This window comes from Amphritea atlantica, assembly GCF_024347255.1.
In the GTDB taxonomy this organism is placed as follows: domain Bacteria; phylum Pseudomonadota; class Gammaproteobacteria; order Pseudomonadales; family Balneatricaceae; genus Amphritea; species Amphritea atlantica.
Genome location: NZ_AP025284.1, coordinates 492,565 through 513,247, shown reverse-complemented (window position 1 = coordinate 513,247; position 20,683 = coordinate 492,565). Strand labels below are relative to the sequence as shown.

Annotated in this window: 21 protein-coding genes; 4 read left to right on the top strand and 17 right to left on the bottom strand. The window is 53.1% G+C overall.

Annotated elements, in window-relative coordinates; all coding sequences use genetic code 11:
• Positions 1–102 precede the first annotated feature (102 nt).
• The 4 genes from leuS (at position 103) to OCU43_RS22265 (ending at position 4,719) form a co-directional block, all read left to right on the top strand.
• Positions 103–2,694, top strand: a complete 2,592-nt coding sequence (gene leuS, locus OCU43_RS02410) for a leucine--tRNA ligase (RefSeq protein WP_091362033.1) — start codon at positions 103–105, stop codon at positions 2,692–2,694.
• Between the two features lie 10 nt (positions 2,695–2,704).
• On the top strand, positions 2,705–3,214 hold the full coding sequence (locus OCU43_RS02405) for an LPS-assembly lipoprotein LptE (RefSeq protein WP_175483621.1): 510 nt from the start codon (positions 2,705–2,707) through the stop codon (positions 3,212–3,214).
• 6 nt (positions 3,215–3,220) lie between these two features.
• Positions 3,221–4,240 carry a DNA polymerase III subunit delta gene (holA, locus tag OCU43_RS02400; protein WP_091362030.1) on the top strand — a complete coding sequence of 340 codons (1,020 nt, stop codon included), beginning with the start codon at positions 3,221–3,223 and terminating at the stop codon, positions 4,238–4,240.
• Positions 4,241–4,395: 155 nt separating this feature from the next.
• On the top strand, positions 4,396–4,719 hold the full coding sequence (locus tag OCU43_RS22265; RefSeq protein WP_175483620.1) for a c-type cytochrome: 324 nt from the start codon (positions 4,396–4,398) through the stop codon (positions 4,717–4,719).
• A 69-nt stretch (positions 4,720–4,788) separates the two neighbouring features.
• On the opposite strand, the gene OCU43_RS02395 is transcribed toward OCU43_RS22265, so the two are convergent.
• From OCU43_RS02395 to nadD, 17 genes are all read right to left on the bottom strand, one after another.
• Positions 4,789–5,226 carry an OsmC family protein gene (locus tag OCU43_RS02395; RefSeq protein WP_091362027.1) on the bottom strand — a complete coding sequence of 146 codons (438 nt, stop codon included), beginning with the start codon at positions 5,224–5,226 and terminating at the stop codon, positions 4,789–4,791.
• A 118-nt stretch (positions 5,227–5,344) separates the two neighbouring features.
• Complete coding sequence (locus tag OCU43_RS02390; protein ID WP_175483619.1) at positions 5,345–6,208, bottom strand: phosphatase PAP2 family protein; 864 nt, start codon at positions 6,206–6,208, stop codon at positions 5,345–5,347.
• A complete protein-coding gene (locus OCU43_RS02385) occupies positions 6,183–7,784 on the bottom strand; it encodes an ArnT family glycosyltransferase (protein ID WP_091362024.1) in 1,602 nt (533 codons plus the stop codon). Before OCU43_RS02385 ends, OCU43_RS02390 begins: the two co-directional genes overlap by 26 nt.
• Positions 7,744–8,778, bottom strand: a complete 1,035-nt coding sequence (locus tag OCU43_RS02380) for a glycosyltransferase family 2 protein (protein WP_091362022.1) — start codon at positions 8,776–8,778, stop codon at positions 7,744–7,746. Before OCU43_RS02380 ends, OCU43_RS02385 begins: the two co-directional genes overlap by 41 nt.
• Before the next feature lie 97 nt (positions 8,779–8,875).
• A complete protein-coding gene (locus OCU43_RS02375; protein ID WP_091362020.1) occupies positions 8,876–9,811 on the bottom strand; it encodes a lysylphosphatidylglycerol synthase domain-containing protein in 936 nt (311 codons plus the stop codon).
• Positions 9,811–10,815 (bottom strand): lipoyl synthase, encoded by a 1,005-nt coding sequence (gene lipA / locus OCU43_RS02370; protein ID WP_091362018.1) that lies wholly within the window; start codon positions 10,813–10,815, stop codon positions 9,811–9,813. Before lipA ends, OCU43_RS02375 begins: the two co-directional genes overlap by 1 nt.
• On the bottom strand, positions 10,808–11,470 hold the full coding sequence (gene lipB, locus OCU43_RS02365; protein ID WP_175483618.1) for a lipoyl(octanoyl) transferase LipB: 663 nt from the start codon (positions 11,468–11,470) through the stop codon (positions 10,808–10,810). The genes lipA and lipB overlap by 8 nt, the downstream gene beginning before the upstream one ends.
• Complete coding sequence (locus OCU43_RS02360) at positions 11,470–11,751, bottom strand: YbeD family protein (protein ID WP_091362057.1); 282 nt, start codon at positions 11,749–11,751, stop codon at positions 11,470–11,472. Before OCU43_RS02360 ends, lipB begins: the two co-directional genes overlap by 1 nt.
• Positions 11,752–11,768: 17 nt before the next feature.
• Positions 11,769–12,620, bottom strand: coding sequence for an aminotransferase class IV (locus tag OCU43_RS02355; RefSeq protein ID WP_091362017.1), 852 nt, complete (start codon positions 12,618–12,620; stop codon positions 11,769–11,771).
• Positions 12,621–12,692: 72 nt separating this feature from the next.
• The gene (locus OCU43_RS02350; RefSeq protein WP_091362015.1) at positions 12,693–13,862 is read right to left on the bottom strand and encodes a D-alanyl-D-alanine carboxypeptidase family protein; all 1,170 of its coding nucleotides are present in this window, start codon (positions 13,860–13,862) and stop codon (positions 12,693–12,695) included.
• Positions 13,863–13,983: 121 nt separating this feature from the next.
• Positions 13,984–14,829, bottom strand: a complete 846-nt coding sequence (locus tag OCU43_RS02345; protein WP_091362013.1) for a septal ring lytic transglycosylase RlpA family protein — start codon at positions 14,827–14,829, stop codon at positions 13,984–13,986.
• A gap of 3 nt (positions 14,830–14,832) precedes the next feature.
• On the bottom strand, positions 14,833–15,864 hold the full coding sequence (mltB, locus tag OCU43_RS02340; RefSeq protein ID WP_091362012.1) for a lytic murein transglycosylase B: 1,032 nt from the start codon (positions 15,862–15,864) through the stop codon (positions 14,833–14,835).
• A 144-nt stretch (positions 15,865–16,008) separates the two neighbouring features.
• The gene (gene rodA / locus OCU43_RS02335) at positions 16,009–17,145 is read right to left on the bottom strand and encodes a rod shape-determining protein RodA (protein ID WP_091362010.1); all 1,137 of its coding nucleotides are present in this window, start codon (positions 17,143–17,145) and stop codon (positions 16,009–16,011) included.
• Complete coding sequence (gene mrdA, locus OCU43_RS02330) at positions 17,138–19,072, bottom strand: penicillin-binding protein 2 (protein ID WP_091362008.1); 1,935 nt, start codon at positions 19,070–19,072, stop codon at positions 17,138–17,140. Before mrdA ends, rodA begins: the two co-directional genes overlap by 8 nt.
• Positions 19,073–19,104: 32 nt before the next feature.
• The gene (gene rlmH, locus OCU43_RS02325) at positions 19,105–19,572 is read right to left on the bottom strand and encodes a 23S rRNA (pseudouridine(1915)-N(3))-methyltransferase RlmH (RefSeq protein WP_091362006.1); all 468 of its coding nucleotides are present in this window, start codon (positions 19,570–19,572) and stop codon (positions 19,105–19,107) included.
• An 84-nt stretch (positions 19,573–19,656) separates the two neighbouring features.
• Complete coding sequence (rsfS, locus tag OCU43_RS02320; protein ID WP_091362004.1) at positions 19,657–20,007, bottom strand: ribosome silencing factor; 351 nt, start codon at positions 20,005–20,007, stop codon at positions 19,657–19,659.
• A 6-nt stretch (positions 20,008–20,013) separates the two neighbouring features.
• A complete protein-coding gene (gene nadD / locus OCU43_RS02315; protein ID WP_091362002.1) occupies positions 20,014–20,679 on the bottom strand; it encodes a nicotinate-nucleotide adenylyltransferase in 666 nt (221 codons plus the stop codon).
• Positions 20,680–20,683: the final 4 nt, after the last annotated feature.

Sequence of the window (20,683 nt, the reverse complement as noted above, 5' to 3'; positions counted from 1 at the left end):
AAACTATATGTAGCATGGCATATATTGTATCCTATGCGCCACAGACAAAATATTCCATTGACCGGCGTCCAACATCCGCCGGTTTTTATCATCAGAGTCAAAATGAACGAACAATACAAACCGCAGCATATAGAACCTGAAGTCCAGAAACACTGGGTCGACAACCAAAGCTTCAAAGCCACGGAAGACCAGTCCAAAGAAAAGTTCTACTGCCTGTCGATGTTTCCCTACCCAAGCGGTCGGCTACACATGGGGCATGTACGCAACTACACCATTGGCGATGTGGTTTCACGCTACCAGCGGATGCAGGGCAAGAACGTCCTGCAACCGATGGGGTGGGATGCGTTCGGTCTGCCTGCGGAAAACGCGGCTCTGAAAAATAATGTTCCGCCCGCCAACTGGACCTATGAAAACATCGATTACATGCGTAATCAGCTGGACCAGATGGGCTTTGGTTATGACTGGAGCCGCGAGGTAGCCACCTGCCACCCATCATATTATCGCTGGGAGCAATGGTTCTTTACCCGCCTGATGGAAAAAGGTCTGGTATACAAAAAAGACTCTGAGGTGAACTGGGACCCGGTCGATCAGACCGTTCTGGCAAACGAACAGGTAATCGATGGCCGCGGCTGGCGCTCAGGTGCGCTGGTTGAGCGTAAAAAGATTCCTCAGTGGTTTCTGAAAATCACCGATTATGCCGATGAGTTGCTCGATGATCTGGACAAGCTCGAAGAGTGGCCGGAACAGGTCCGCACCATGCAGCGCAACTGGATCGGCCGTTCTGAAGGTGTTGAACTGAGCTTCCACGTGGATGGTTTTGGCGAGCTTGAAGTGTTCACCACACGCCCTGACACCCTGCTGGGTGTAACCTATGTTGCCGTCGCCCCCGGCCACCCTCTGGTGCAACAGGCAGCAACCAATAATGCCGAGCTGGCCGCCTTCGTCAGTGAAAGCAAAAATATGAAAGTGGCTGAAGCGGATATGGCCACCATGGAGAAAAAGGGCTTTGCCCTGGGCATTGAGGCAACCCACCCACTGACCGGACAGAAGGTTCCGGTGTGGACAGCTAACTTCGTGTTGATGGAATACGGTTCTGGTGCCGTCATGTCTGTTCCGGCCCACGACCAGCGCGATTACGAATTTGCCAAAAAGTATGGTCTGCCGATCAAGCAGGTTATCCGTCCTGCCGACAGCAACACCCCGATCAATCTCGATGAGGAAGCGTTCACTGAGAAAGGCGTACTGGTAAACTCTGGCAGCTTTGATGAACTGGATTTCGATGTTGCCTTCAAAGCGATAGCCTCCGAGCTTCATAGCAAGGGTAAAGGCAAAATCACCATCAACTACCGCCTGCGTGACTGGGGTGTCTCCCGGCAGCGTTACTGGGGCACGCCGATTCCTGTTATCAACTGCGACAGCTGTGGTGCTGTGCCAGTGCCTGAAGATCAGTTGCCGGTGGTTTTGCCAGTTGATGTTACCTTTGATGGCGTTGGTTCACCGATCAAAAAAATGGACAGTTTTAAGCAAACCACCTGCCCCAAATGTGGCGGTGCAGCTGAGCGGGAAACCGACACCTTTGATACCTTTATGGAATCTTCCTGGTATTACGCCCGTTACGCCTGCCGTAATGCAGAGTCCATGCTGGAACCTGAAGCCGCTAATTACTGGCTGCCCGTGAACCAGTATATCGGTGGTATCGAACACGCGATTCTGCACCTGCTCTACTCCCGCTTCTTCCACAAGCTGATGCGCGATGAAGGTCTGGTGAACTCTGATGAGCCATTTGAACGCCTGCTGTGTCAGGGAATGGTGCTGGCTGACACCTACTACCGCGAAGATGACAATGGCGGCAAAATCTGGATCTCCCCCACAGAGGTCAAAGTTGAGCGGGATGAAAAAGGCCGGGTAATCAAAGCGGTCCATATTGCCGATGGTGAAGCGGTTGAATCGGCAGGCATGGGCAAGATGTCTAAGTCGAAGAACAACGGTATCGATCCACAGGTGATGATCGACAAATACGGTGCTGACACCGTGCGCCTGTTTATGATGTTTGCCGCTCCGCCCGAGCAATCACTGGAGTGGTCTGACTCCGGCGTGGAAGGCGCTCATCGCTTCCTGCGTCGCCTCTGGAAACTGGTTTATGACCATCTCCAGTATCCCGGTGAGATCGTTGCGCTTGATCCGGACAGCCTTGATGACCGTCAGAAAGAGCTGCGTCGTAAAACACACGAGACCATCAAAAAAGTATCCGATGACATCGAGCGCCGCCAGACCTTCAACACCGCTATCGCGGCGGTGATGGAACTGAGCAACGCAATCAGCCGCTTTGTTGATGCCAGCGATCAGGGGCGCGCCGTCGTTCGCGAAGCACTGAGCGCCGCCGTACAACTGCTGGCGCCGATCGTACCGCACATCACCCATCAGCTGTGGGCCGATCTGGGTAACAGCAGTAACCTGCTGGATGCCCCGTGGCCTGTAGTCGATGAATCTGCGATGACACTCGCTAACGTACAGATGGTGGTGCAGGTGAATGGCAAGGTAAGAGGCAAAATCACCGTACCTGCAGACTCGGATGAGAGCATTGTGCTGCATACAGCCCTGGCTGATGAAGGGGTTCAGCGCCACCTCGATGGCAAGACCATCCGCAAACAGATTGTCGTGCCAAATAAACTCGTCAACATCGTTGTTGGTTAAGGGGTCAGGGATGAAACGCTGTCGGAACCGTTTTTCAGCTGTTATTTTGCTGACGGCTTGTTGCCTGCTACTGTCCGCATGCGGTTTTCACCTGCGCGGTAGTGCAGATATCGCTGAACCGTTACGGCAGCTCACGCTAATCACCCCTGAACGTTCCCGCAGTCAGCTCGAGCCTGTGCTTCGCCGACTGCTGGAAGCCAACGGCATAGCGGTTAACGCAGGCGCCGGTTATCTGCTACAAATCATCTCTGAGAAGCGCAGCCGCCGTGAAGCGACCCTGGGTGCCAATGCGGATATTGATGAGTATGAACTCAGCACCAAAGTCAATTTCATAGTGAAAGATCCGCAGGGCAACCCCGTTCTCCAGCGCACCCTGCTGGCGGAACGCACATATGACTATGATTCTGATAAAGAGACCGCCAGCAGCGCTCAGGAAGCACAGCTTTATATAGAGATGGATCAGCAACTGGCCAACCAGATTCTGCGCCTCTACGCCAACCTGAAACCTGCGACTCCCTAGATCACGATGAAGATAAAACCGGAGCAGCTTGCCAACAAACTCGGCCCGCAACCGGCTCCGGTTTATCTGCTCACCGGCGACGAAACCCTGCTGATTGAGGAGAGTGGCGACCTGCTGCGTCAGCACCTCCACTCGATCGGTTTCAGTGAACGGGAAACCCTGCATGTAGAGGGAGGCTTCAAGTGGGAATACCTGCTCGAATGTGCCAATGCCCTCTCCCTGTTTGCCGAACAGAAGATTATTGAACTCCGACTGGGCAGTCACAAACTCAACAAGCAGGCCAGCGACATACTTCAGGAATACCTGAAACGGCCCGCTGAAGACAATGTATTACTGATCATTGCGAATAAACTCGACGGTACAGCGAAACGAAGTGCCTGGTTTAAAGCGATTGATCAGCAGGGCATAATTGTTGAAGTCTGGCCGGTAGAACTGCAACAGCTTCCCGGCTGGATCAATAATCGCGCTCAGCAGATCGGCCTGACGCTGGAGTCTGATGCAGTTCAACTGCTCTGTGAACGGATCGAAGGTAACCTACTGGCAGCCAAGCAGGAACTGGATAAACTCAATCTGCTGTACGCCGGACAGACCGTTACCGCAGACATGGTAATGGACAGTGTCTCTGACAGTTCCCGTTACGACATCTACGGGCTGACTGAAGCCGCCATCCTGCAACAGATTCCCCGTTGTAATAAGATTATCGAGGTCCTTCGCCAGGAAGGTACCGAAGCCTCAGTTGCGCTGTGGGCGATCGCCCGGGAAGTCCGCTCGCTGATCGCTATCCAGAATGGCCTGCAGAAAGGCACCCCGCTGGATACCATCTGCCAGCGTGAACGGATCTGGGGCAATCGTAAAAACCAGATGCGCAACGCGGCCAGCCGTTTTTCACCTGACACGCTCAACAGCATGCTCAGCCACTGCGCAGAGGCCGATGCACAGATTAAGGGCGCCCTCGGTGATCCCTGGCTGACACTAAGCGGAATCACCCTCCAACTGGCCGGAATCGAATTGAATTTAGAGCGCTAAGAGAATAGCACCGCTACGTGGCTGAAACCCGCAAACGAAAAATTGCCGTTCTATCTGCCAGAATGAGTGCTTTGATATGTACGTAAAACGATGAAATTGACCTCTGCTGAGCAGATAAGCGATACTCATAACAGGTTCTCAGAAGGAAACTGGCTGTGATAGCAACAAGACCCATCATTTTATCCATTATATGCATCCTGTTTCTAAACGGCTGCTCTGATAGCACTCCTCAAACCGACTCAACCGATGGCGAAAAGCTTTATGGTCTCTACTGCGAGACCTGCCATAAAAGCGATGGCAGCGGTAAATTTCTGAAAGGCATCCCTGCGAACAGATATACCTCCCTGCAAAAAGACCAGGTAATCATGCTAATCCGCCAGGGAGACCCCTCACGCCCCGACATGCCAGCCTTCACCAACCTCACAGAAGAGCAGGCCTCCGCAATAGTCGAATACCTTTTCAGTCTGAGGATTTATTAAATTCAAAGCAGACCGCTGAACAAGTTCAGCGGTCTGGCTACCAGCAAGCGGCGCAGCCGCGTCTGACTTCTAAACTAAAGAGTGGGTAACTTTCGTTTCCAGCGCTATATTGTCATCCAGAGGACAACGGTGACAGACCGCTTCAAAGAATGCCTGTTTCTCTTCTTCACTCAGGTCGGCGTCGATCTTTGCACTGACGGTGATGGTCTGGAAGCCAACCCGGTCCTCTGTGGGTTTACCCAACAGGCCGGCAGGATTCATAGTGCCATCGACATCGATGTCGATAGAACGCATCTCAATTTTCTGCTGAGTGGCGGCAATACGGGCAATACTGGCGATGCAGCCTCCCAGTGAAAAGAGAAAGAACTCCAGAGGGGTTGGACCTTCATCGGTGCCGCCCGCCTGCTTGGGCTGATCGATGGTAACTTTGTGGCCACGAATATCGGCATGTACCTGACAGCCCTCTTTCATGGTGGTTGAGACAGAGATAACTTTGTTGGCAGACATAATAAACACCCTAAATTAACAATATATAAGAAAGATCTAATATATGTATTATTGCACAATTGCAGCGGTGATTTAAAGATAAATACAAGCGGGAAAGGTAGTTTACTATCGATAAGAATCAGCGAGGTCTGGAATGCCGTGCTGGCAGAAAGTATTCACAAACAAAGACCAGTAGCGCAGCAAAAGCGATCACTTTGGCAAACAGCTGTGCCTGCGGATAACCACCGTTGTGTCCCGACATAATCATCAGTGCCGCCACCAGCAGCAAGAACAGAATAAACAGGTGCATCGGTCTGCTAAAACCAATATTGGATAACCTGGCAGTCTTGATCGCCGCCACAGTCATCAGTATTCCCAGTGCGCCACCGACCAGCACATCAACTGGCCAGTGCGCTGCAACCATCACCCGACTCAAACCGATCAGCCCACCTGACAGCAGCAGACCAAGACGCAGGTGTCGATGGTTAAAGAAGTAATAAGCCACTGCGACAAACGCAAACGCCGTAAAAGAGTGACCTGAGGGAAAACTGCCATTTCTCAGCGCCTTGCCCACCAGATTATACTCCCCGCTTAATAACGCCACGGGAGGACGCTCAGCGCCGAACAGCGTTTTCAATCCGTGGGTCGCCAGGGTGCCATAGATCGCTGCAATAAACAGCACCCAGAGCAGCTCGGGCTTGCGTCGGGCAACCAGCAGCGCCAGGGTCAGCACAAAGGTGGTATCCCCCATAAAGGTAACGATCTGCCAGAAGGTTGCAGGAAAACAGGGGGTAAACTGATTAAACAGATGAAATGCGCCGTGATATCCGGCTACCAGCCAGAGCAGCAAAGCCCCGCCCAGCATTGCCAGAGCGATCTGTGTTAAGCGTTTTAACGCCAGCGAGTCATCCCGCTCGCTAAAAAGCTCTTTGGAACGGTGCAACTGCGCAGGCAGCTCAGCGACGATAAAGCAGGTTTTAATTTGCGACAGCAGGTTTTGCATCACGCCACTCCACCAGTCTGATACCACCCTTACTGAACAGCAGCTCCAATACTGCATCCGGATTTTTCTGTTGCAGCTTCAACAGGTTATCTGCATCCGTGAAGATCACATCTCCCGCTTCAGGGGAACGGTCCTGCGGCGTTATCGCATCACGGTAGACACTGAAGCTGGGCCGGTGAACGCCATAGGCGATCACATGTTTGTCGCTCAGCTGACGGGCAATCGCCGCCGCTTCCTGAACCGGTTGCTGCTGTAATCCAGCCATCACCTGAATAAAAAAGGTAAATACAAACAGCGTCTGAATAAAACCGATCGCAACAAACTTCGCGGGACGCTCCAGTTTAGCGGTAAAGATGACTGCTAACGTTAACAGCAAAGCAACAATACTGGCGGTAATATAAGCGGTGCCGGCCACATCCCAGACCCGCGCCAACATCTCACGCTCGTACAGTTTTCTACTGCTGCCTGCAGCAGCTTCTAGAATCCATGGCAATGCCAGCATCAGCACGAAGAACAGTAGCGGAAATACCAGCCCCCAACTGCGGAACAGACGTTCGCGATTATGGGCAAACAACATCAGCAAACCGCTGATACCGTACACCACATAATGCGGTAGCTGAGTGCCCGAGAATGAAACCAGTACAAAAACCACGCCCAGCCATATCATGAGATAAAGCGTTAGTGAGTCCTTACACAGCTCACGCAAATTACGCAGCAGGGTAAACAATGCCGCGCTGAACGGTAACAGCACCAGCGGCAGAGCAAACAGGTAATACCAGAGCTTACCGCCATGTCCCTCCCGGGTATCACTGAAACGTTTCAGGTTGTGGTCCAGCAGAAAGCCCTGAAAGAATCCCAGCCCCTGGTCCTGATATACCAGCCATAACCATGGCGTCAGGATAGCCAATAGCAACACCCAGCCCGGCAGATAGAAGATAGCGGCCAGCCAGCGACGCCATGCTCCCTGAATCAGATAGAAGATACCACTGACCAGCAGTGGCACCAGCACCGCTACCGGGCCTTTGGCCAGCAGACCCAGCGCCATCCACAGATAGACCCGCAACAGCAGCGACCGTGTCGGGTTCTCCCAGTGTCGCCACATATCCAGCAGGGTCAGGGTGAGAAACAGGTTGAGCCAGGCATCAGCGATGGCGGCTTTACCAATAATGCCGATCCACAGGGTATTCGCCATAATCAGCACGGTATACAGCGCGGTAGTGCGGTTCCATTGCTGACGAGCGAAGCGATAACAGGCCAGCAACCAGCAACTGGCTGCAATGGCGGAGGGCAGCCGCAGTGAAAACTCGCTCAGATCAAACAGCGTAACGCTGAGTGCCTGAAACCAGTAACTCAGTATGGGCTTATCGTAACGGGGTTCACCATCCAGATAGGTCGCGGCAAAGTTGCTGTTGGCCAGCATCTCCCGGGTGGCTTCAGAAAAGGCTCCCTCATCAAGATCGAAGAGAGAGAAGCCCCAGATATTCCAGAAGAAAGCTATAAACAGTGCGGCAAACAGCAGCCCGTAATGCAACAGATTACTTTGGCGCAGGGTCGGCGTCATGCGCAGTGGTCCCATCCGTTACGTCGGGTTGCGGGGCATACCAGCGCCCTTCATCGTCATTATTCAGTTTTTCCCGCAAGGTATAACCGCGGGTATTAGACGTTTCAAAGAAGATCCGCGACATCATCTCTGCCAATACACCGGTGGTGATGAACTGAAGAGAAACCACCAGCAGGAAGATACCGATCATAAACAGCGGACGGCCACCAATATCTTCTCCAAGGAACAGTTTAACCCCTGTCAGCCAGGTCATAATCAACGAACCCAACACCCCCATGCCCAGACCGAGGTAACCAAAGAAGTGGCCGGGACGGGCTTTAAACTTCAGGAAGAAGAATACCACCAGCAGATCAAGGATGACCCGGAAGGTACGGGACAGACCGTACTTAGACTCGCCAAATTGACGGGCATGGTGATCAACCACGGTCTCACCAATACGTGACGGTTTGGTCACCGAAGCAACCCATACCGGAATAAAGCGGTGCATCTCACCAAACAGGCGCACCTGCTTGATGACACTGGCACGATAAACTTTCAGGCTGCAGCCATAGTCATGCAACCGTACACTGGTCACTTTAGCGATCAGACGGTTGGCCTGACGGGAGAAGAATTTACGGGTCGACTCATCTTCCCGCTGTTTGCGCCAGCCCTGCAACATATCCAGGTCACGCTCTTCCATCTCAACGATCATGCGCTGTATATCGGCAGGATCATTTTGCAGATCGCCATCCATGGTGACAATAATTTCACCCCGGGCGGCATCAATGCCCGCCTGCATCGCAGCGGTCTGACCAAAGTTACGCTGCAGCTCCACTACCCGCAGATGATCTCCCCACTGAGTCTGAGCTTCATAAAGCCGGGAAACCGTGTTATCCGGACTACCATCATCGACACAGATAAGTTCCCACTTACCGGCATAATCGCTGAGGCACTCGTGCACCCGCTCAACCAGCGGAAAAACACAATCCTCTTCTTTATACATCGGTACGACGATCGATAATGATTTCATAAATTATCCGGATTCAGATCATTAAAAAGTGTAAGCGGACTCTATCACAAAGCCCTTTTGATATGAAGGTAAAGCCCGTCATATCAAGCACTGCAGCTCATTCAGCTTCGGCTGGCAGCACCCCTTCACGATAAAAAACTTTCGCCACCAGCCAGCCTAAGCCAAAAGCCACAAAGGACATCAGCAGCAGAAACAGATGCAGCTGTACTGCAACTTTAAGCAGCGCCGTGGTATCGATTGCATAGAACTTTCCAGCCAGCACAAAGGCTGCCTCAAAGGTGCCAGAACCCGCGACGCCGTGGATCGGCAGAATCGAGGAGAGATCCGCCACCGCAACACTGGAAACCGCCTGCACCAGAGTCAGCTGAGACAGCTGTAACACCACCCCCAGAAACGCCAGCAACTTGGTTAACCACACCGCATAGGTAACAATAACAATCGCGCTAAAGTGTCCACCCCGGGTTGGTAATACCGCAAATGTCTGCGCCAGTTGCTGCAGTTTCTGATTACTGAACCGTCCCAGCAGCCAGATAACCACACGCTTACCCCGATCAAACAGCAGCAGGGCGGCGACCGTAACCAACGCCAGACCAACAGCGGCCATAGCGTTCAGCTGCCACAGTGCCAGAACCCCGGCAACCGACAGCAACGCCACCAGATCCAACAGACGATAGAGCAAGAGGTGGGAAGAGGAACTCATCAGCCCAATACCAAAATAGCGTTTGATCAGTACCGGAAACGCCACCTCACCGGTGCGCATCGGTAACAGATTGTTGAGCAGGTTATGGTTGGTGCTGAGGTAAAACATTCGGGGATAACGGGAGGCAGGTAACTCAAAGCTGATTTTTATCCGCCATGCCCGTAGCGCATTACTGCTGAGCGACAGGATCGCCAACATCGCCAGCGTTTCAGCTGAGAATCCCTGCCAGGATGTCAGCAGGCTGTACCAGCCGATTTTATATTCCACCACCGCCAGGGTGATTAGCAGAATCACCACTGACAGCAGCAGTTTAAGCAGTTGAGCGCGCCGCATCAGCTGATTGTTTCACCTTTAGCCTGCAGATCGGCATGATAGGATGAACGCACCAGAGGCCCACTGGCAACCTGTGAGAAGCCCAGTTCTTTTGCTACCTGCGCATATTCATCAAACTCTTCCGGAGTGACATAACGATCCACCGGCAGATGATCGCGGCTGGGCTGCAGATACTGACCAATAGTAAGCATATCCACATCATGAGCCCGCAGATCTTTCAGCACGGCGATAATCTCCTCCTTGGTCTCACCCACGCCAACCATCAGGCCAGATTTAGTCCGCACATCAGGACAACGCTGTTTATATCTCTGCAGCAACTCTAATGACCACTGATAATCAGCCCCCGGACGCACCTTACGGTAGAGTCGCGGTACGGTTTCCATATTATGGTTAAACACATCCGGCGGCGTTTGTTGCAACACATCCAGTGCGATATCCATGCGACCACGGAAATCAGGCACCAGGGTTTCCACCTGAATCGACGGAACCGCTTTGCGGGTTTCGGTGATACAACGGGCAAAATGCTCTGCCCCACCATCGCGCAGATCATCCCGATCCACCGAGGTAATCACGACATAGCGCAGCCCCATATCCGCAATCGCTTCAGCCAGTTCAGCAGGTTCATTTTCTGGCAACGGTTTGGGACGGCCATGGGCAACATCACAGAATGGACAGCGACGGGTACAGATATCCCCCATAATCATAAAAGTGGCGGTACCATGGCTGAAACATTCACCCAGATTCGGACAGCTGGCTTCCTCACACACCGAAGCCAGTTTATGCTTACGCAGCTTGTTTTTGATCCCCTGCACTTTGGGCGAGGTGCCCAGGGATACCCGCAGCCACTCAGGCTTACGCAGAATCTGATCCCGCTCGGTGGGAATCACCTTAACCGGGATACGGGAGACTTTTTCGGCCCCGCGCAGTTTGACACCCGCTTCAGCACGCTGCGGCTTATCAGCTGCAGCAACTGCACTTTGCACATTTTCACTATTCTCAGACATCAGTACCTTCCAACGAGTTAGCATTGGTGCGCTCGTTATAGTCGAGTCTTTTCACCAGTATTTCTGTAAGTAAATCCTTAACGGACTCCCTGTCGAGCGTGTCGACCAGGTTTTTCAATCGGGTAACTGCCATACCGGCATAACCACAAGGGTTGATCCGGTTAAAAGGTTCGAGATCCATATCCAGATTAAAGGCCAGTCCGTGAAACGAACAGCCTTTACGCACCCGCAATCCCAGCGAGCAGATTTTTGCATCATTGACGTAAACACCGGGCGCATCCGCCCGGGCATAGGCGTCGACACCATAGTGCGCCAATAGCTCAACAATACTGGCTTCCATACGCGCAACCAGCTCTTTAACGCCAAACTTTTTCCGCCGCAGGTTGAGCAACAGGTAGACCACCAACTGACCCGGCCCGTGGTACGTAACCTGGCCACCACGATCAACCTGAACCACCGGAATATCGCCGGTGCTGAGGAGATGTCCGGCATCACCGGCATGTCCCTGAGTAAACACCGGGTGATGTTCCAGCAGCCAGATCTCATCAACGGTATTATCATCCCTTGCGGCAGTAAAGTGTTGCATCGCCTGCCAGGCAGGCAGATATTCCACCAGCCCCAGATCACGTACCACTATCTGTTCAGACAGTGCCATCACATCACCATCTGCACACGCCCGGTGCCCAGCAGATCCTCATGCAACGCTTTAAGCTGGTCATGCCCGGTGGCGGTAATCTTCATACGCAGCGAGACAAAAGTTCCCTTACGGCTACCCTGAATCTCAATTTTAGTGATATCCAGATCGGGCACATGGATACGTACCACCTCGATCACAACCTCCTGAAAATCGGGGCCATCCCGGCCAATCACCTTGATCGGGTAATCGGGACAGGGGAACTCAATTTTCGGTGCGTCTTGTTCAGTTTGTTGCGCCATCGCTATCTCTCGCATACTCAGCCGTTCATCAGATCATTCTGATAACGGGTAAACAGTTCAAACATTCTTGCCCACAGAGGGCCTTTATTTCCGTCAGCCACCGGCTGACCATCAATTTCAAGCACCGGCACGACCGCCCGGGTTGAACTACTGATCCAGACCTCATCAGCGGCCATCAGACGGTCATAATCGATATCCACTTCCTGAGTAGGAATCCCGTCTTCCGCTGCCAGCTCCAGAATCAGCTCGCGGGTAGTACCTCCGAGAATTTCAGAGCCCCGTTTAGGGGTGTAGATCACCCCCTTATCCACCAGCATCAGGTTACAGGAAGCGCCTTCGGTCAGCAGACCATCCCGGATCATCAGGGCCTCATCCACCCCTGCCTGCCGTGCCTGCTGCATCACCAGTATATTGGGGAGCAGGCCGGTACTCTTAATATCACAACGTCCCCAGCGCAGATCGGCGGTTACAATCGCCCGCACACCAGCGATAGAATCAGCCCCGGCAGCATATATATTCTTGATCGGGCTGCAGCAGGCAAACACCGTGGGCACCATATCAGCCGCATAAATATGACTGCGGTTACCGGAACAGCCCCGGCTGATCTGAAGGTACACTGACAGATTGCCGCCACCATTCATATCTACCAGTCGGGTTAAGATCGTTTTCCAGTCGTAATCTGCATTGATCTGAATCGCTCGGAGGCTATGCTCGAGTCGCTGCAGATGCTCATCCAGCCGGAACCCCCGGCCCCGGTAAAAGGGGATCACTTCATATACGCTATCGCCAAACAGAAAGCCCCGGTCAAATACCGAGACGGTCGCCTGCTGTTGCGCAATGAACTCGCCATTCAGAAATACTGTATCCATCTTTATTTAACGACAGATGCCCGGACTCAGATTGGATCCTGAGCCCGGGCATCTGTGTCCAGCCCCTCGGGGTCAGTTAATCAGGTTATAAAAGAATAGCGCTATAGCATCCCAGATGCGTTGTAAAAGTCCCGCTTCGGCAATACTTTCCAGTGCGATAACCGGTGCTTCAGCAACCACTTTATCCTCAAGCATCACTTTCAGACTGCCAAAGCTCTGACCTTTCTCGATCGGTGCCTTAATCACTTTATCGAGATCCAGAACCGCTTGTAGTTGCTCACCCTCACCCCGGGGAATGGTGATTGCCATCGCATTTTCCAGTCCAACTTTCAACTGATTCTGCTGTCCGGCCCACACTTTAGCGGTTTCCAGCACCTGACCCGCATCATAGAGTTTATGGGTTCTAAAATAGCGGAACGCGTACGCCAGCAGTTTCTGACTCTCCTGGGCCCGCGCCTCTTCACTGCTGGTGCCCATCACCACGGTGATTAAACGCATACCGTCCCGTTTTGCAGACGCCACCAGGCAGTAACCTGCCGCATCGGTGTGGCCGGTTTTCAGACCATCAACGGAATCATCCCGCCACAACAGTTTATTGCGGTTAGGCTGACGGATCTTGTTGTAGGTAAAATACTTTTCAGAGTAAACCCCATACTGTTCCGGGTATTTCTGAATAATAGCCTGGGCCAGCAGCGCCAGGTCGTACGCTGAAGAGTAGTGATCTTCTGCGGGCAAACCGGTGGCGTTCATAAAGTGAGAGTTTTTCATACCCAACAGGGCGGCATGCTGGTTCATCATATCCGCAAAAGCCGCTTCGCTACCGGCAATATACTCCGCCACCGCCACGCTGGCATCATTACCCGACTGGATGATGATACCCTTCAGCAGATCACTCAGAAGTACCTGCGTTCCCTCCTGAATAAACATCCGTGACCCCGGAGCACGCCAGGCCTTGACCGAAACCGGCACCATATCGTTCTTACTGATATTACCTTTGGTCAGCTCACCTTCAAGAATATAGCTGGTCATCATCTTGGTCAGACTGGCGGGAGGAAAGCGCTCATCCTCCCGGCTGGCCATAATCACTTTACCGGTATCGGCATCCATAACAATATACGCCCGGGCAGCTACCTGAGGCGGAGCCGGGGTAATCTTCGCCGCCTGCACCGGCAGTGACGAGAGACAGATTGAGAGGAGAAACAGGCGAAACATCAGCGAGCGAAAAGCAAATTTTCTAATCATAGTGTTTTATAAATACTTTTATTTCGGTTACAGAGGGTCCAGATACAGCTGAGACCTGAAAACAGCCCAAAGGTTCGACCGCACATCTGCGGTTTACTTCAGCAAATCCAATTAACGCCGCCTAGTCTACCAAATGTGGACGCAGATAGCCTGCCGCTTCTATTTTTGATACCAGTGCCGCCAGATTAGCATTCAGCTGCACCGGCCCGACCTGCACCCGGTATAAGGTTCGATCAGGCAGGTTCAAAGGTACGATGCGGACCTGATAGCCCGGCAGCATCTGCAGCAGTTGCTGCTTCGCCTCCAGCGCAGTCGTTTGCAGCCCAAACGCACCGACCTGCAGATAACGTTTGCCGACAGTCGTGGGACTGGGCTGCGGCGGAGCCGTGGTTTTGACGCTGTCAGCGACTATCGCGGCTGATGAAGTACTCCAGCTAGCGGGATCAATCGCTTCAACCTCAACATGGGCGGTTCCCCCTCCAAGCATATCCAGCTTAGATGCTGCAGCGTAGGACAGATCGATGATGCGACCGCCATGGAATGGCCCGCGGTCATTAACCCGGACAATCACCCGCTTGCCATTACTGAGATTGGTCACCTGAACATAACTGGGCAGCGGCAGCGACTTATGGGCGGCACTCATACCGTACATATTGTAGGTTTCGCCATTCGAAGTCTTGTGACCATGAAATTTTTTGCCATACCATGAGGCCACGCCGCGCTCTTTATAACCGCGGCTTGAAGTCATCACATAATAGGTTTTACCCAGCACTGAATAGGGGCTTTTATTGCCACCACTGCTTTTTGGCTCGACCCGGGGCACCGCATCCGGCACATGGGACACATCCACCCGGTTTGACGGGCCGTAATCCTTCTCGACAGCGTACCGGCCACTGGGGGCAGAGGAACATCCGCCCAGCACCACGAGCAACAATAACGCTGTCAGATAGGGAATTACTCGTTTCATGAATTAACCTGCCACTCCATTCTGTTGTCTGGCCTGCACCTGGTGGCGCTTCTCCGTTATCGCCTGACTCAGTTCATATACTGCCATGGCGTACAAGCGGCTGTGATTGTAACGGGTGATAACATAGAAGTTGTGTAACCCAAACCAGTGCTGGAACTCACCATCAGTTTCCAGACGGATCAGAGTCGCTTTGCTGTCAGCATCCAGTCCTTTACGGGTACGGATACCCCGTTCCGACCACTGTGCCAGGGTCAGCTCAGGCTTCAGATCGCCATTAATCCAGGCTTCATCCGCCAGTTTTTCCATCACTACATTACTGCGCACCGGTTCACCCGCTTTCCAGCCATGAGCCTGGAAATAGTGGGCAACGCTGCCAATAGCATCGACCGGATTATTCCAGATATCTTTCTTGCCATCGCCATCAAAATCAACAGCAAAGCTTCTGAAGCTGCTGGGAATAAACTGTCCGAATCCCATGGCGCCAGCATAGGAGCCTTTTAAACTGAACGGATCAACCCCCTCTTCCCGCAGCAGGTAGAAATACTCTTTTAGCTGCCCCTGGAAGAATTTGCCCCGCGGTGGGTAATCAAAGCCAAGCGTCGACAACGAATCGACCACCCGATAGCTGCCCATATTACGGCCATAGCGGGTCTCCACACCAATAATAGCGACAATAATCTGTGCAGGAACACCGTAAGTCTGTTCCGCCCGTTGTAGCGCTTCAGCATACTGATCCCAGAACTCAAGGCCCTGATCTATGCGGGCATCGCGCAGAAAGATATTACGATACTCGCCCCAGTTAAGGCGTTTTTCTGCCGGCCGGGAGATCGCTTTAAGAATACTTTCCTGACGTTCAGCTGAATCCAGAACCGTCCGGATCTCCTTTTCATCGAACCCTTCTTGCGCCATTTCGGCGATAAACGGCTGGGCTGCAGGGTGATCGCCATATCCATGAGCCGCTGCCTGAGCCCCCCATAGCAGACCCGTACCGAGAACAGCGCTACTGAGCCACTGTGAAAATTTTGTTCTGAACATATCACCCTACCTATATTTGCCAAAACCACCTGGCATTCCCTGAACCATTGAAGCGTTTAACACGGCTCTCAGCTGAATCCTGACTTTATCACAGTGACACCAGAACAAAACCGCTGAGTTATTATGTTTATTGAATCTGTCCTCTTAATGGCTGATCATCTGCCGGTGCGCCTGAACCGACATCAGCAAGCCAAACCCTGCCATCAGAGTCACAATCGAGGTACCCCCGTAGCTGACCAGCGGCAGCGGCACCCCCACAACCGGCAAGATGCCACTCACCATACCGATATTGACAAAGACATAGACAAAAAAGGTCAGCGTAACACTGCCCGCGACCAGACGGCCAAAGCTGTCCTGGGCCTTAGACGCAATAACCAGCCCCCGGGCAATAATCATCAGATAGATACCCAGCAGCATCAGAATACCGATCATCCCCAGCTCTTCACCCATGACCGCAATAATGAAGTCCGTATGACTTTCCGGCAGGAAGTCCAGCTGAGACTGGGTGCCCAGCATCCAGCCTTTACCCTCGATACCGCCGGAACCGATGGCGGCCTTCGACTGAATAATGTTCCAGCCCGCGCCCAGAGGATCACTTTCAGGGTCCAGAAAGGTCAACACCCGCTGCTTCTGATAATCTTTCATCACCATCCACAATCCGGGCAAGCCCGCCGCTGCAACCGCCAACGCGCCAAAGATATAACGCCAGTAGATACCGGAAAGCAGCAATACAAACACCCCGGAGGCGGCGATCAGCAGTGATGTCCCCAAATCCGGCTGTTTCATAATCAACACCACCGGCACGAAGATCAGCACCAGTGAGATCACAATATGACGAAAGCTGGGCGGTAATGGCCGGTTAGCCAGATAACAGGCTACCATCAGCGGCAATACCAGTTTCACAATCTCCGCCGGCTGGAAACGAAACCCGGGCAGGGCGATCCAGCGTTGCGCGCCTTTCGCCCCTACCCCCACGAGCAGCACGGCCAGCAGCAATCCCAACGAGATGACATACATTGCCGGTGCCCAGCGGGCAAACAACTGAGGCCGCAACTGGGCAAACACCGTCATCACCACCAGTCCCGCGCCCATCCGTACCGCCTGACGCACCACATAGCCCATATCACCACCGGAGGCACTGTATAGCACTAACAGCCCATAACCACACAGCACCAGAATAAACAGCAGCAACCAGGCATCCAGGCGGGTGTAGGACCAGAGCCCCCGGCGTCGCGCCAGGTGCGGCTGAGCATCGGGCATCGTACGCTGAAAATCAGCCATCCTTTGCGACTCCTGCCAACTCATCCACTTCCGAATCCTGGCGTTTAAGTTGCATAAAAGCGTCGATCACATCCCGCGCTATCGGTGCCGCTGTACTTGATCCCCCGCCGCCATTTTCAACGATCACCGAAACCGCAATCTCCGGATTGTCGGCTGGCGCAAAAGCGATAAACAGGGCGTGATCGCGATGACGCTCTGCCATGCTGTCAGCATCGTAGACCTCATCCTGCTTAATGCCGACCACCTGAGCCGTACCGGTTTTACCGGCAATCTGAAAGTCCAGCCCATGGCCTATTTTACGGGCAGTCCCCCGGGGGCCGTGAACAACGGCGATCATGGCATCGATGATCCGCTTCCAGTACTGGTTATTTTTCAATTTAATATCCGGTAATACCGCTTTGGTGCCTTCCAGTCCACTGATATCAACCACACTACCTTCGGTCAATTTGTCAGCCTTGTGCTTGTTATGCTTCATCACGCCTTTCAGCATACGCGGCTGTTTCCACTCGCCACGATTGGCCATCACCTCGGCGGCGGTTGCCAGCTGCAGAGGGGTTGCCAGCATCCACCCCTGCCCGATACTCAGGTTAAGGGTATCTCCGGCAAACCAGGAACCCCGGCCGGTTTTTTTCTTCCATGCCTTTGAAGGCAGAATACCTGGCAGGGCCTCCGGCAGATCAAGACTGGTGACCTGGCCAAAACCAAACCGCCCAAGATAATCGGAGATAATATCCACCCCGGCACGGTTGGCAACATCGTAGAACCAGACATCGCAGGACTGATAGATCGCCATATCCAGACCCACTGTGCCATGTCCCCCATGCTTCCAGTCACGGTAACGGCGCCCGCCACTCGTCAGGGTATAAAACCCTGGGTCGAAGATGGTATGCGTGGGGCTGACCACACCGCTATCGATCACGCCCATCGCCACCATCGGTTTAATCGTAGACCCCGGTGGGTACTGTCCCCGCAACGCGCGGTTAAAGAGCGGCAGATCGGGCGATTCCCGCAGTGCTTTATAGTCTTTGGTACTGATGCCGGTGACAAACAGATTGGGGTCATAGCCCGGATTACTCACCAGCGCAAGGATACCGCCGGTTTTAGGATCGATCGCCACAATCGCAGCCCGACGCCCCTCCACCAGCTTTTCAGCTGCCTGCTGCAAACGGATATCCAGATAGAGGACGATATCTTTACCCGGCACCGGATCCGTTTGTTCAAGCACCCTCATCACCCGTCCCCGGGCATTGGTTTCCACTTTGTGATAGCCAACCTCACCGTGCAGCAGCGGCTCGTAAAACCGTTCAATCCCCAGTTTCCCGATATAATGGGTGGCACTGTAGTTTTTCGGATCAACCCGCTTCAGTTCTTTTTCGTTGATACGGCCAACATAGCCCAGCGCATGTACCAGACTCGCCCCGAACGGATAGTAACGAATCAGATCTGCCTCGACCTGCACCCCGGGTAAACGCTGATAGTTAACCGCGATACGGGCAATCTCATCGTCGGTCAGACGAAACCGCAAAGGCACCGTTTCATAGGGGCGACGACGCTGTTTGAGACGTCTATGAAATGATTCCAGCTCCCGCTCACTGATGGGAATCAGCTTTTGCAACTCTGTCAGGGTAGCTTCGAGGTCCCCGACCTTCTCTTTCAGCAGGGTGACACTGTAGCTGGGGCGGTTATCCGCCAACAGGGTTCCGTTGCGGTCATAGATCAGACCACGGGTGGGGGCAACCGGTTGTAACTGGATACGGTTATCATCAGACACGGCAGCAAGCTGATCATGCTGAATCACCTGCAGGTAGTAGAGACGGCCGATCAGAACCCCCATCAGCAGCACCACAATCACAAAAGCGATCAGCGCACGTGACAGAAATACCCGTCCCTCTTTTGTGTGATCCTTCAGGCTATCAAACGCGGACATCTAAGCAATTCTTCACAGATATGTGTATCAGATTATTTATGATAGGGATGGCCCTGCATGATACTCCAGGCCCGATATAACTGTTCAGCCAGCAAAATGCGCACCAGCGGATGCGGCAGGGTAAGACCCGAGAGTGACCATTTCTGATCAGCGATAGCAACACACTCCGGTGCCAGTCCATCAGGCCCTCCAACCAGCAGGCAGAGGTTCTGCCCGGACATCTGCCACTGTTCTGCCTGCTCCGCCAACTGTTCAGTACTCCAGTTTTTACCGCCCACTTCAAGTGCAATCACCCGATCCCCCCTGGGAATCGCCGCCAGCATCTGTTCTCCTTCCTGACGTTTGGCCCGGGCCAGATCCGCCCCTTTTCCCCGATGACCGAGAGGGATCTCCACCAACTCCAGAGAGAACTCATTGGGCAACCGTTTGAGGTATTCATTAAAACCTTCAGTTACCCAACCAGGCATTTTAGTGCCTACGGCGATAAGGCGTATTTTCATGTTAAAGCGGATCCCTTTTGTCGCCGCTCCCCCAAAACAGAGGTGAGCGCACGACAGACAACGATGACTTAGTCGCAGAAGCGTTTAATGTGCTGTGTCCTGCCCCACTTCCTCATCAAAACCCCAGAGTTTTTCAAGATCATAGAAGCTTCGGGCATCCGGCATCATCACATGCACCACCAGATCACCCAGATCTACCAACACCCACTCGCCGGTATCCTGTCCCTCGATCCCCAATGGCATCAGGCCTTTATGCTTCATCTCTTCCTGCACATGCTGTCCTATGGACATCACATGTCGCTTAGAGGTTCCGCTGGCAATCACCATCCGGTCAGTCACTGTTGATTTATTGGTGACATCAATCTCGACGATATCCCGTGCTTTCATATCATCAAGGGCTTCACGTACAGCGCTGATCATCTGATCCATTTCCATTAGTAATTATTTACCTTCATTATGTTGCTCAACATTATAGAGCCGGTTTTGTTTTATATAGTTCCACACCGCATCCGGTATCAGATAACGGGGAGAGCGCCCCCCACTGATCAGTTCCCGGATCTGGGTGGCAGAGATTCCCAATGGCGTCAATTCACGAAAAATCACATGACCCGCAGGTTTTTGCAGCATGGCGTCGACATCATCGATCTCATGCTCGAGGCTAATCTGCTGCATCTGAGCGCAGGGTTCATAGATCCAGCCGGGCCGTTTAACCACCACAATATGGCAGAGATTCAGCAGTTCAAACCAACGGTCCCATTGCGGCAGTGACAGATAAGCATCCATTCCAAGAATCATGCAGACCGGCACTTGCCGCCCCAGTTCCCGGCGAAAAGATTCCAGTGTCAGTACAGTATAGGAAGCATTGGCTGAGATAACCTCCCGCTCATCAGCCACCAATGCTGGTTCATCGGCAACCGCCAGACGAACCATATCCAGACGCTGCTGACCACTGCGTTCCGGCTGTTGCCGATGCACCGGAGCTTTGGAGGGCATAAGGGTTACCTGCCTGACGCCCAGCCATTGTTGAATTTCCAGCGCGGTGCGCAGGTGGCCATTATGAATAGGATCAAAAGTCCCACCCATAAAGACTTTGACGGATTCGCTCATCAGG

What these genes read in the sequence shown, in the direction of transcription:
- leuS (WP_091362033.1), top strand. Translation starts at nt 103, where the DNA reads ATGAACGAACAATACAAACCGCAGCATATAGAACCTGAAGTCCAGAAA.
- OCU43_RS02405 (WP_175483621.1), top strand. Translation starts at nt 2,705, where the DNA reads ATGAAACGCTGTCGGAACCGTTTTTCAGCTGTTATTTTGCTGACGGCT.
- holA (WP_091362030.1), top strand. Translation starts at nt 3,221, where the DNA reads ATGAAGATAAAACCGGAGCAGCTTGCCAACAAACTCGGCCCGCAACCG.
- OCU43_RS02395 (WP_091362027.1), bottom strand. Translation starts at nt 5,226, where the DNA reads ATGTCTGCCAACAAAGTTATCTCTGTCTCAACCACCATGAAAGAGGGC.
- OCU43_RS02390 (WP_175483619.1), bottom strand. Translation starts at nt 6,208, where the DNA reads ATGCAAAACCTGCTGTCGCAAATTAAAACCTGCTTTATCGTCGCTGAG.
- OCU43_RS02385 (WP_091362024.1), bottom strand. Translation starts at nt 7,784, where the DNA reads ATGGGACCACTGCGCATGACGCCGACCCTGCGCCAAAGTAATCTGTTG.
- OCU43_RS02380 (WP_091362022.1), bottom strand. Translation starts at nt 8,778, where the DNA reads ATGAAATCATTATCGATCGTCGTACCGATGTATAAAGAAGAGGATTGT.
- OCU43_RS02375 (WP_091362020.1), bottom strand. Translation starts at nt 9,811, where the DNA reads ATGCGGCGCGCTCAACTGCTTAAACTGCTGCTGTCAGTGGTGATTCTG.
- lipA (WP_091362018.1), bottom strand. Translation starts at nt 10,815, where the DNA reads ATGTCTGAGAATAGTGAAAATGTGCAAAGTGCAGTTGCTGCAGCTGAT.
- lipB (WP_175483618.1), bottom strand. Translation starts at nt 11,470, where the DNA reads ATGGCACTGTCTGAACAGATAGTGGTACGTGATCTGGGGCTGGTGGAA.
- OCU43_RS02360 (WP_091362057.1), bottom strand. Translation starts at nt 11,751, where the DNA reads ATGGCGCAACAAACTGAACAAGACGCACCGAAAATTGAGTTCCCCTGT.
- OCU43_RS02355 (WP_091362017.1), bottom strand. Translation starts at nt 12,620, where the DNA reads ATGGATACAGTATTTCTGAATGGCGAGTTCATTGCGCAACAGCAGGCG.
- OCU43_RS02350 (WP_091362015.1), bottom strand. Translation starts at nt 13,862, where the DNA reads ATGATTAGAAAATTTGCTTTTCGCTCGCTGATGTTTCGCCTGTTTCTC.
- OCU43_RS02345 (WP_091362013.1), bottom strand. Translation starts at nt 14,829, where the DNA reads ATGAAACGAGTAATTCCCTATCTGACAGCGTTATTGTTGCTCGTGGTG.
- mltB (WP_091362012.1), bottom strand. Translation starts at nt 15,864, where the DNA reads ATGTTCAGAACAAAATTTTCACAGTGGCTCAGTAGCGCTGTTCTCGGT.
- rodA (WP_091362010.1), bottom strand. Translation starts at nt 17,145, where the DNA reads ATGGCTGATTTTCAGCGTACGATGCCCGATGCTCAGCCGCACCTGGCG.
- mrdA (WP_091362008.1), bottom strand. Translation starts at nt 19,072, where the DNA reads ATGTCCGCGTTTGATAGCCTGAAGGATCACACAAAAGAGGGACGGGTA.
- rlmH (WP_091362006.1), bottom strand. Translation starts at nt 19,572, where the DNA reads ATGAAAATACGCCTTATCGCCGTAGGCACTAAAATGCCTGGTTGGGTA.
- rsfS (WP_091362004.1), bottom strand. Translation starts at nt 20,007, where the DNA reads ATGGAAATGGATCAGATGATCAGCGCTGTACGTGAAGCCCTTGATGAT.
- nadD (WP_091362002.1), bottom strand. Translation starts at nt 20,679, where the DNA reads ATGAGCGAATCCGTCAAAGTCTTTATGGGTGGGACTTTTGATCCTATT.